A 9,249-nucleotide genomic window follows, 5' to 3' on the forward strand; every position below is an offset into this window, starting at 1 on the left:
ACGTAATGAGGTAGAGGGGACTTTCGGAACCGTGAAGATGCGCTACGGAGCTGCTAGGATAAGGACACGACTTCCAGAGACAACGGAGGTAGCAGTCGCTATGTCTTTCTTAGCGAAAAATGTGATAACGTTCCTCAGGGAACTTATCCGCATTATTTTGTCGCTCCTATTTCCTTCGTTTTTTTCTCCAAAATTACAAATCGTTCGCCAATATCCTGCATGCGTCTCAATTCTTCAAAAATAACACATCTCCTAATTCAGCAAGCTCTAATATAGTCTCAATCCACAGGTAGAATTATTCTCGACTGTAGTACGAAAACCACCCAGATGAGGATAATATGGCACAGTACAGAGTAGATTAGTGGATAGGTATTATATAGGGATCTACCCTCTAGGTCTTCCCTACTCTCATTGATTGTACTCTAGAGAGCGGGAAAAGTCTCTCCCGGGAGGGACTGTGCGTAATATACCGAGAGAAGAGGAGCAGTATACAACGGAACAACTGTTACTCAAGCGACAAGCTCTGTCCACAGTATTAAGAAGCTAATAGGAAAAGGTTTGGTCACCTAGAATATTCTTCGTAAATTTGCCACCGCATCGATAAGTAGATGCATAGTTAAGTTAAACATATAATACAACATTTCAGGAGTTTATGATTATTGTAGAAATCAAGCAAGGCGAGAACATCGAGAGAGCACTCAAGAGGTTTAAGAGGAAATTCGACCGCACTGGTACTATGCGTCAGCTACGCACCCGTCGTGAGTTCCAGAAGCCCTCTGCCCTGAAGCGCCGCAAGATGGAGAAGGCTCGCTACGTGCAGCAGCTACGTCAGATGGAAGACTAAGCCTGCTCAGTTACGAGCAAATATGGCTAAGTCAGAAACGGAAGATAAAATCATTTTCACCAAGGAGGTGTTGTTATAGTTATAGAGGATGACATTACTAGAAATAGTAGGTCATCCTTTTTTTTATTTACTAGTCTTCATACCGTATGAGAGAAAAGTACCAGAAAATTATTGACCAGATGAACCAAGCTGGCAGCGAGGGTAACCCTTTTTTATTCGTTTTGGACTACGAGCAGAGCGAAGGTGTATTTATTCCGAACCCTCTCCAGCAGAGTGATGTCCTCTTTGCTATTGGAGAGGTTACGAACATCAATCCTGAAGATCACCTCCAGTACGACCACGATATACCACTAATAAAGAGACCTCAGCCACTAGAAGAATACGCTAAGTGCTTTGAAACCATACAGGAGGGAATGCGAGACGGGCGCTCTATCCTTGCCAATCTTACTGTCGCTACCCCTATTGAAGTACCCCTTAGTCTTAAAGAAATACTTCTCAGTACCAATGCCAAATACAGACTATTCCTTCCCGAAGCTCACTTTGTCTGTTTCTCTCCTGAGCGTTTTGTGAAGATTGATAAGGATGGTATCATCTCTACCGACCCGATGAAAGGAACCATCCCAAGCGATATCCCAGGTGCTCCTAATGTAATCCTTAATGACTACAAAGAGACCTCGGAGCACTGCTCTGTAGTGGATTTGCTCCGTAGTGATCTATCTCGGGTAGCTGACGAGGTGGAGGTAAGTAGATTTAGGTACTTCACTGAGATAGAGACACAAGAGAAGACGATATACCAAGTAAGTTCTGAAATCAAAGGGAATCTCTCTCAAGACTGGAGCGCTAACATTGGCACAATCATCGGTGGCATGCTCCCAGCAGGCTCTATTCTCGGTGCGCCACGCGAGAGCACCCGCAAACTTATAGCTTCGGCAGAGAGCGATACACCACGTGGTTACTACTGCGGTATTTTCGGATATTATGATGGCAAGAGCCTAGACTCGTCAGTACTTATTCGCTTCATCTGTGAGGATGAGAAGCAGCAAAAGTACTACCACTCGGGTGGTGGGGTTACGATCAATAGTAAATTGGAACAAGAGTACAAAGAAGTAATCGAGAAGATTTATCTCCCACTAAGGCAAAAGTAATGGAGCGACTACTAGAGACCCTTTGCCTACTCGATGGGGAGCTACTAAACCTTCCATTCCATAAGGCAAGGGTAGAATGGTCACTGGGAGAGGAATACTCCCTTCTTTCGGTAATTGAAGCTGTCTACAGAGAGGCTAAAAGACTTGGTGCTACTCATGGGAAATGGCGTGCATCCGTCACGTATTCTGGAGACGGGATTGAGGGAATACGGCTTATTCCATACCAATTACCGCAGATTACTGGATTTCAGCTTATCGATATTCAAGAGAACTTCTACGCCAAGAAGTGGGCAGATCGAACCAGATTTGACCAGTATAAAGCCGCTCTTCCACAAGGGATAGAGCCTATATTCGTACTCGATGGCAAGGTTACCGACACCTCATTTACCAATATCATCGTAGAGCGTAATGGCCTATTGGATACCTCCGACACGCCGCTATTACAGGGGACAAAGAGGCACAAGCTCCTCACGGAGAAATCCATTCAGGCAGTTCATCTTGGCGCTGAAGAGCTGTCTACCTACGACAGGATACACCTGATCAATGCAATGGTAGACCCAGGGGAACTGATATTTCCGACTTCGGCAATCCTTTGACCAACAAGTAAGGGTGACCCATATGGTATGAGTCACCCTTACTTGTTCTTTATTCTTCAGACGTAATTACTTACGCTTTGCACTAGGCACCAACCAGGAACCATTAGCATTTTTATAAGCGATATGAAGTTCGTCGCCAGTAATCTTGATAAGACCACCCTTATCATCCTCTAGAGTAACGAGGGTATTGTCTCCCTTCTTCATCTTCACGCCTGTAATAGCAGGAATACCCTTGTTGGAGAACCTAAAGGAATAGTTGTCACCTATTTTGATGACGGTTATCTCCACATCCTTATCCACGATAGGCAACGCCCCATCTCCTAACTTAGAGAAAGTAACAAGTCCGGTATACTTACCCGTAAAGAGGAGCGCATCCTCAGGCTTATTCTGGTTACACGAAGATAGTCCTACTGCCATTAGCACCAATAAAAGAGATGCTGCCATTAGTCTTAACTGTTTCATAATTTCAATTCTCAATTAAATAGTTGAACACTGATCTGTTAACGCAAGCAAGGTAGTAAGAATTCTCCAAATAACCTCTCAAAAAAGGCTAAACTTTCTTACTTAATCTATATAAGGCTGGATTACCTCCGCCCACTTGGCGTATCCAGAGCCCATTAGATGCAATCCATCGTTGGAGAACTGCATATCCAGTTTCTCCTCATCAGGGGATACCAAATAGTGGTAAAGGTCTATAAAAGTTATACCTTTCTCTCTCGCCATTGCCGATAGGCGGCAGTTAAGTGGCTTTATTTCGGACCACCGGCGCGTATGTCCAGCGAACTTCCCAGCCGCATCATTTACAGGTAGTATGCTCTGCAAGTAAATCTGCGTGCGAGGGCTCTGAGCCTGAAGGTGCTCAACAATCCGTACAATACCATTGAATACCTCATCGGTAGTCTTTCCCCGACCTAGGTCATTGATACCAATCAGTAAAAAGAGTTTTGCTGGTTGCCCCTTGATAATGACATCTAACCTATCGTATACTCCCTCTGTTGTATCGCCACTGATACCGCGATTTTTACAGCGGCTATCCCTTAATAGCTCCATCCACTCTCCACCATCCGTAATGCTATTCCTAAGAAAGATGATATCGATACTATCGGTAGGGAGCACCTCAAATAGCGTGGCTCTCTGATAATAATACGTTGAATACTTCGCCTCTTGCGCCTGACAAGTAGCGAAAAGTAGCAATGCCACTACCCCTAAGGGGGGTAAAACGATAGGTAAAAGAGGAAATGGAAAGGCGAATGGGCGAAATGCTTTTATACATCGGACTTTTGAGGGGGTCGGCATATACGGGCGGGGGCAAAACGAAATGTTCATTTGCTTTAATTTTGGGTTAATTTTTGGCTGAACGTTCGAGTGCATTCGAGTGATGTATGTTAATCGTTTGAGGGAGGGGAATAGATAGGCGGTAGTATATAATTATAAGGAGCCGTAAGGTCGCTATAATGGCGGTCTTACGGCTTTTTATATGCTTCGCTCGATAGGCATTCGAGCAATGTTTTAAGAGCTGGAAAAAAGGAGTTTTTCTATAGTTATTTTGGTGGGCACTCAAATGTTAATTTTGGCAATTTTCGGAGTTAGCTTATGCGTTAGCTTATGCATTAGCTTATGCATAATAAAACGAAATGTAGTTTAGCTTATGCGTTAGCTTATGCAGTTGTTTGTCTTTTAGAAGTCGCACGACCCCCGACTAATAGCCAAAAATAGTGCGAACTAGTATTAAAAGCAGTATATATATACCCCCTTTTACCTTCTTAAAAGCAATTAAACATGCAAAGAACCCGCATAAACAAAGGGAAGTCCTTAATTTTAGGGCAAAAAGTGTGCGTGTGCCTTGATTGCTACATTATATGATACCTGATAGATCCTTTAATGAGAGCTATTGAGCGGATGCTGGATAGTGGTATTTGCATTGGTGAGTGTGCTGGGTTTTCCGAGCAAAGGAGTACTGCGGAAGGGTCGCTCTCGATCTTACGAATGTACTTGATAAGTATGAGCGTGTCTCCCTCTAGGATAATGGAGACTAAGTACATTTGCCCATATATAATGTTATTAAAGTCCTCAAATACCTTGTATAAGACTATGTCTCCGCTGTGGATGACTGGCGACATACTATCGCCAGCAACCATTACGGCACCATCACACTTCGGCATGCGAGGGATGGATATATTATCAATAATATAATCGCTGATATCACCTTGGGCGAGAATACTTGCGGTGGCTTCTACAGCGTATAGTGGTATGGTCTGGTACTCTACGATGCTTTCTTTTGCCTTTTGTGGAAAGGTAGTAACCTCTGGTGTGGCTATATTCTCTGAGTGTTCAAAAGTAGGTATATCTTTACGAAGCATTTCTCCTTTTCCTGTGTATAACCAGTCAGCACTAATGGTAGGAAATGTGTCAAGAAGGTCTTGAAAATACGGTGTCGGATCAAAACTAACACCATCGTCCTCAGTGGCATTTGTATATTGCATGAGCTGTTGAATGGTGATACCAAAGACCTTCGACACAGGCTCTAGCTTGAATTTACTGACAACTTCAGAAATTCTATCCCTTAACTCAAAAGTCTCTCTGAGCATGGAGCCCTCCCCTGTAATCAACCACAAAGGAGATAAATCTGGACTATTTTCTAATATCGACATTACTACAGATTCACCCAAGTCCCCTTCTCGTCGCTTCTGCTTGGATAAATAGCCGTTAGACAGGGCGAAGTTTCGCTCTGCAACAGCTGGGGTATACCCCCTATAGTTCATGTATTCATAAAGCCTATTTATGGCTTTCTCTTTCTTGCTCATAGAAAATAGTCCACTAAATATTTGGAGATTAGAATAAAGTCTATTATCTTTGTAGATAGATAGACAATGTTTAACTGCTACAAATATACCGATTATGAAGCAAATTATTGTTACCAAGGAAGTGCGAGAATTTCTCATGGAGGTTTTCGGAGTGAACAGAACGACGGTCTGGTCAGCCCTTAACTTCAAAAGAGAAAGTAAGCTACACGAGAAAATTCGCAAGGTTGCCCTTGAAAAAGGAGGGCAGTTGGTCGGTGGTCATGAGCTTGAAACCTCATTTCCAGTTGGCAAGATGGTACAAACCTATGGCGGTCAATTAAGGATTGAGCACCTGCTTGACCTTGACCAGACCTTAGTGTACCTTGATGGTGAACTGAAAGAGGAGTACAAAGAGCTTAGCATACCTGAGTATGAGAAGTTGCAACAGCGACTGATGACTCTAGTTGACACACGAAACAATTAAAAAGACAGGAAAGTGGAGTACTATAATGGACATCTATGTATCAGCCGTGACGAGCTAATAGGTGGTGCCACTCCGCTCGTGAAGGAGGGTACTCTTAATAGCTGGATTACACGCAAGATTGTGAGACAATCACGCAAGGCTTTTGGCTATGGTGTTACTGCTCTGATTGAATATAATAGCCTTCCAAAAAGCGTTCGAGAGGCATTCGAGAAGCGTTACGGTGACCCTAAATTATTAGCTGTTCAGCAAGAAGAGCAAGAGTCAGGGTATGTTGAAGATGCCTTTGCACGCAACTTCTATGAGAGTCATACCTACAATAAAAATGGTAAGACGGTTCGACTAAAAGAGAAGTATATCAATCAATATACTATAGATGCGAGTGTGCTGAACTCTCTAGTTGATCGCTGGACAGTACTTCAAGCAACTACCAATAAGCTGAATAATAACCGTAAAGACTTTTGGAAGGTACTTTTGGACTTTAGTGAGGCACTTAGGTACGACTATGGTCATAAGCTCCCAGCGAGTGAAGGGGGTCTGAGAAGGAAGCTGACCGCCTACAGAAAGGAGGGGTATGTCTCACTCATCAGTAAGAAGTTTGGCAATCAGAATACCGTTAAGATTACAGAAGAGGCAGGACTTTTCCTTATTGCTCTCAAGCGTAATATGGACTATCGGCGAAATAACAGTCAGATTTTTGAAGAGTACAATCGGGTGGCTCCCGATATGGGCTGGAAACCGCTCGACAGCCTTCAGAGTCTCACAGCTTTCCTCAATGATCCTGCTACGAAGCAGAAGTGGCTTGCCACAGAGTCAGGGGAGACCCTAGCCAATAAAGAGCTCACTCGCCTACAGCGTACCATTATGCCTACCCGTCGCAATAGTGTATGGGAGGGTGACGGTACAAGGCTTAACCTCTACTTCCGAGGCGAAGATGGCAGTAGGACTACCACCGATGTGTACTATGTAATGGATGTGACCACACGTATGATTATAGGGTGGAGCTACGGTAAGGGTGAGACTTTTGAGATGATTCGGAAAGCCTTTCGGATGGCACTTGAGCGGAGTGGTGAGCGACCTTATCAGATTAAGACCGATAATCAAGGCTCTGCCAAGAGTGGTAGAGGACAGGAATTTATTGAGAGCATCGCACTTATGCGAAGCAATTCAGCAGTCTATCGCTCCAGCTCGAAGCTGATAGAGTCTGTTATTGGCGACCTACAGAGGATTGAGCTACGCAAGTACCCCAACTTCACTGGCACCAATGTTACCGCCAGAACAGGTCGCCCAAATATTGAATGGCTCAACGCCAACAAGGACGATTACCTCCCCTCTTACGGAGAGATGATTGCACAACACGAAGAGGCAGTACGGAGGTGGAATGAGACCATTGTCACTCGTGACGGCAAGAGCCGACAGCAACTCTATGCAGAGCTGGTGAATGACGAGCTACCTGCTGTTACGAAAATGGACTATATCAGGATTTTCTGGGAGCTACACCCGTACACTAATACCTATACGCAGAGTGGTATCACCATCACTCGTGACGGCAAGGAGATTACTTACGAGGTATTGGACGACCGTCACCTCCCCGATGTTGAGTGGTTATTGGAGAATACTGGGCGACAGTTTCGTGTCAAGTACGACCCCGATGATATGACCCAAGCTTGCTTGTTTAGCATTGACCCCGATGGTGAGCTACGCTTTGAGCGAGAGCTAAGCCCTTACCTTCAAGTGGTGCGTGCTGCTCAAGATCAGACTGCAGACGATGCTAGGTATGCTCAAATCCTTGTACAGATGGATAAGCAGATGCGTATGGAGCGTGAAGCACGAGGCAGAGCCATTGATTACCTCTATGGTCGCACCTACGTACAGCCACGAGTAGCAGGACTTTCCACTGCCGAGAATGAGCGAGTTGAAGAGCGTGCTAGAGAACTTGAGGAGGAGTACCGTGGACGAGTAAAAGTGGCGAAGAGCGAAAAGCGACCAGTTAAAAAAGTCCATATACCTAAGGTCGTCCTAATGGAAGAAGCTCCAGAGGAGATTATCCAGAAAGCACAGCCTATGTCTCTAGGGCAGGTTATGAAAGCTGAGAGTAAGATGGATTATGAAGATGCGTGGCTCGCTCACCAAAATGCAGATAATAGGAAAGAGAGAATATCAAAATATTAAAGTAAAGAGATTATGAAGATTCAGTTTCAATCAACGAGAGAAGTCAGCGGTTTACGTACCGATGTAAGCATCTTAATTGAGGGTGTTCAAGAGCTGAGTGAGGCGAAGCTACTGACCATTTTGAATGAATTAAAAGGATATCTAAAGTTCGATGATGAAAGAGAGACAACGTCTAACCTTACTCAACCATTGTCACCTTCATATCATCAAGGAAAACAGAATACTTGTCGATATTCACCTGATAAGCCTTGTAAATACCGTCAAGTAGAGATAGAAACCCGTGAATCATGTCGATACCCATCAGTTCGACCGAAATACTAAAATTCCAAATATGAATATGAGTGTAGGAGCCAAGAATTTTGAGAGTAGTGTCATCTGCGTCATAGGGATAGATATTGTAATCGACTTTGATTCTTTTGCCTGGATCCATCCCAAAAATATCGACAGCATAGTTAAGCCCTCTTTTGAGATAATTATAAGCAGGGACACTTGCAGAGTCAATGTGACTTCCTTCACCTCCAACCACTAAAGAGATTTCAATTTCTAGTTCAGTACAACTCATAGAAGATCATATTAAAGTAAAACAAATACAAAGATAACGAATTATGGAAGAGAGAGAAAAGAGAAGAATCCAGGGACAGCTGGAAGCGTATGTAAGGGTCAGTGGTAGCCAAGCGAAGGCAAGTAAACGACTAGGCATCGGTGGGGCTACCGTTAGTGCTATCCTTAAGGGGAATTGGGAGCAGATAAGCGATGATATGCTCAGACGTGTAGATGCCAAGACAGCTCGCAGTCATGAGTGGCAAATCGTCTCTACAAATGCATATACTGAAATTGCCAGTGTGCTAAATCGTTGTCACCAAGAGAGTAGTGTTACATGGGTAGTAGGAGAGGCTGGGAGTGGGAAGACCACCACAGCTCGACACTATGCTAGCACCACGGAGCATGCTTACTATGTGCTATGTAGTGAGGATATGCACAGGCGAGACTTTCGTCTCATCCGATATTCTGCGTGATGGCGGTTACCGTGATCCCTTGAGACTCCTGCGTCAGCTTGTATACACCAATCATCTTGCGGGATGAAATCCGCAAGATATGGGCGACGGGGTTATTTTTCTCTTTGAAAATTTGAAAGAAAACTGGAAATCCATTATAATTGAGCGAATTATCCACTAAACGCTTAATTACGCAATGGATACCAGTTTTCTACGACATGTATATGGGCTTC

Annotated in this window: 10 protein-coding genes and 1 pseudogene; 7 read left to right on the forward strand and 4 right to left on the reverse strand. The window is 44.1% G+C overall.

Annotated elements, in window-relative coordinates; genetic code table 11:
* The 4 genes and pseudogenes from A3GG_RS13655 to A3GG_RS12910 form a co-directional block, all read left to right on the forward strand.
* Positions 1–244: pseudogene (locus tag A3GG_RS13655) on the forward strand (hypothetical protein); the annotation flags it as partial.
* Positions 245–652: 408 nt separating this feature from the next.
* Positions 653–844 carry a 30S ribosomal protein S21 gene (rpsU, locus tag A3GG_RS0110110; protein WP_018359177.1) on the forward strand — a complete coding sequence of 64 codons (192 nt, stop codon included), beginning with the start codon at positions 653–655 and terminating at the stop codon, positions 842–844.
* 146 nt (positions 845–990) lie between these two features.
* Positions 991–1,989 carry an aminodeoxychorismate synthase component I gene (locus tag A3GG_RS0110115; protein ID WP_026215777.1) on the forward strand — a complete coding sequence of 333 codons (999 nt, stop codon included), beginning with the start codon at positions 991–993 and terminating at the stop codon, positions 1,987–1,989.
* A complete protein-coding gene (locus A3GG_RS12910) occupies positions 1,989–2,585 on the forward strand; it encodes an aminotransferase class IV (RefSeq protein ID WP_018359179.1) in 597 nt (198 codons plus the stop codon). The genes A3GG_RS0110115 and A3GG_RS12910 overlap by 1 nt, the downstream gene beginning before the upstream one ends.
* A 66-nt stretch (positions 2,586–2,651) precedes the next feature.
* Here the strand turns inward: A3GG_RS12910 and A3GG_RS12385 are convergent, their stop codons facing one another.
* The 3 genes from A3GG_RS12385 to A3GG_RS12915 form a co-directional block, all read right to left on the reverse strand.
* A complete protein-coding gene (locus A3GG_RS12385) occupies positions 2,652–3,047 on the reverse strand; it encodes a hypothetical protein (RefSeq protein WP_134849559.1) in 396 nt (131 codons plus the stop codon).
* Between the two features lie 102 nt (positions 3,048–3,149).
* Positions 3,150–3,779, reverse strand: a complete 630-nt coding sequence (locus A3GG_RS0110130; protein WP_018359181.1) for a GDSL-type esterase/lipase family protein — start codon at positions 3,777–3,779, stop codon at positions 3,150–3,152.
* A gap of 656 nt (positions 3,780–4,435) precedes the next feature.
* Positions 4,436–5,389, reverse strand: a complete 954-nt coding sequence (locus A3GG_RS12915; protein WP_018359182.1) for a S24 family peptidase — start codon at positions 5,387–5,389, stop codon at positions 4,436–4,438.
* Between the two features lie 94 nt (positions 5,390–5,483).
* Here A3GG_RS12915 and A3GG_RS12920 point away from each other — a divergent pair, with 94 nt between their 5' ends.
* Complete coding sequence (locus tag A3GG_RS12920) at positions 5,484–5,852, forward strand: hypothetical protein (RefSeq protein ID WP_018359183.1); 369 nt, start codon at positions 5,484–5,486, stop codon at positions 5,850–5,852.
* Positions 5,853–5,864: 12 nt separating this feature from the next.
* Entirely contained in the window at positions 5,865–8,021 is a 2,157-nt protein-coding gene (locus A3GG_RS0110145; RefSeq protein WP_018359184.1) for an integrase catalytic domain-containing protein, read from the forward strand.
* A 178-nt stretch (positions 8,022–8,199) separates the two neighbouring features.
* Here the strand turns inward: A3GG_RS0110145 and A3GG_RS0110150 are convergent, their stop codons facing one another.
* Positions 8,200–8,583: a hypothetical protein gene (locus tag A3GG_RS0110150; RefSeq protein ID WP_018359185.1), complete on the reverse strand. Its 384-nt coding sequence runs from the start codon at positions 8,581–8,583 to the stop codon at positions 8,200–8,202.
* A gap of 43 nt (positions 8,584–8,626) precedes the next feature.
* On the opposite strand from A3GG_RS0110150, the gene A3GG_RS12400 reads away from it, so the two are divergent.
* Complete coding sequence (locus A3GG_RS12400) at positions 8,627–9,037, forward strand: AAA family ATPase (protein ID WP_018359186.1); 411 nt, start codon at positions 8,627–8,629, stop codon at positions 9,035–9,037.
* Positions 9,038–9,249: the final 212 nt, after the last annotated feature.

Origin of the sequence: Porphyromonas levii DSM 23370 (assembly GCF_000379925.1) — a bacterium.
Classification (GTDB): domain Bacteria; phylum Bacteroidota; class Bacteroidia; order Bacteroidales; family Porphyromonadaceae; genus Porphyromonas_A; species Porphyromonas_A levii.

Bases quoted from the DNA above. Each gene is read 5' to 3' on its own strand.
- rpsU (WP_018359177.1), top strand. From the start codon at position 653: ATGATTATTGTAGAAATCAAGCAAGGCGAGAACATCGAGAGAGCACTC.
- A3GG_RS0110115 (WP_026215777.1), top strand. From the start codon at position 991: ATGAGAGAAAAGTACCAGAAAATTATTGACCAGATGAACCAAGCTGGC.
- A3GG_RS12910 (WP_018359179.1), top strand. From the start codon at position 1,989: ATGGAGCGACTACTAGAGACCCTTTGCCTACTCGATGGGGAGCTACTA.
- A3GG_RS12385 (WP_134849559.1), bottom strand. From the start codon at position 3,047: ATGAAACAGTTAAGACTAATGGCAGCATCTCTTTTATTGGTGCTAATG.
- A3GG_RS12915 (WP_018359182.1), bottom strand. From the start codon at position 5,389: ATGAGCAAGAAAGAGAAAGCCATAAATAGGCTTTATGAATACATGAAC.
- A3GG_RS12920 (WP_018359183.1), top strand. From the start codon at position 5,484: ATGAAGCAAATTATTGTTACCAAGGAAGTGCGAGAATTTCTCATGGAG.
- A3GG_RS0110150 (WP_018359185.1), bottom strand. From the start codon at position 8,583: ATGAGTTGTACTGAACTAGAAATTGAAATCTCTTTAGTGGTTGGAGGT.
- A3GG_RS12400 (WP_018359186.1), top strand. From the start codon at position 8,627: ATGGAAGAGAGAGAAAAGAGAAGAATCCAGGGACAGCTGGAAGCGTAT.